Annotated in this window: 2 protein-coding genes; both read left to right on the forward strand. The window is 70.4% G+C overall.

The window, feature by feature from the left end:
* The coding region (locus tag AB0H37_RS45065) for an aldehyde dehydrogenase family protein (protein WP_360618864.1) at positions 1 to 615 on the forward strand (615 nt) is incomplete at its 5' end.
* Positions 608 to 1,014 (forward strand): aldehyde dehydrogenase family protein (locus tag AB0H37_RS45070; protein ID WP_360618866.1); only part of this gene is annotated, 407 nt, incomplete at its 3' end. The genes AB0H37_RS45065 and AB0H37_RS45070, both read left to right, overlap by 8 nt.

Here is a 1,014-nt window from a genome sequence, read left to right on the forward strand (position 1 = left end):
CAGGCCGTCGAGGGCATCGTCAACGGGATCTTCTTCAACCAGGGCCACGTGTGCTGCGCCGGGTCGCGGCTGCTGGTCCAGGAGTCGGTCGCCGAAGAGGTCCTGGAGCGGCTCAAGGCGCGGATGGCGACGCTGCGGGTGGGTGACCCCCTGGACAAGAACACCGATGTCGGGGCGATCAACTCCGCCGCGCAGCTGGCGCGGATCCGGGAGCTGACCGACGCCGGCCAGGCCGAGGGCGCCGAGCGGTGGTCGCCGCCCTGCGAGCTGCCCTCCCAGGGGTTCTGGTTCGCGCCCACCCTGTTCACCGGGGTGGCGCAGTCGCACCGGATCGCCCGCGAGGAGATCTTCGGGCCCGTCCTGTCGGTGCTGACGTTCCGCACCCCGGAGGAGGCCGTCACCAAGGCCAACAACACCCCCTACGGGCTGTCGGCGGGCATCTGGACCGAGAAGGGGTCGCAGATCCTGTGGACGGCGCAGCGGCTGCGGGCCGGGGTGGTGTGGGCCAACACCTTCAACAAGTTCGACCCGGCCTCACCGTTCGGCGGCTACAAGGAATCAGGGTTCGGCCGCGAGGGCGGACGCCACGGACTGGAGGCCTACCTCAATGTCTGACCGTCTGGCGGTGCGCAAGACCTACAAGCTCTACATCGGGGGCGCGTTCCCCCGGTCCGAATCCGGCAGGTCCTACCCCGTGACCGACCCCAAGGGCCGCTTCCTGGCCAACGCCTCCCACGCGTCCCGCAAAGACGCCCGCGACGCCGTGGTCGCCGCCCGCAAAGCCTTCCCCGGCTGGTCCGGACGCACCGCCTACAACCGCGCCCAGATCCTCTACCGCATCGCCGAGATGCTGGAAGGCCGCCGCGACCAGTTCATCGACGAACTACGCCAAGCCGGCACATCCAAGAACGCCGCCGCGACCCAGGTGGACGCCGCCGTCGACCGCTGGGTCTGGTACGCCGGCTGGGCCGACAAACTCACCGCCGTCACCGGCGCCGCCAACCCCGTCTCCGG

The organism is Actinomadura sp. NPDC023710 (genome assembly GCF_040639875.1).
Taxonomy (GTDB): domain Bacteria; phylum Actinomycetota; class Actinomycetes; order Streptosporangiales; family Streptosporangiaceae; genus Spirillospora; species Spirillospora citrea.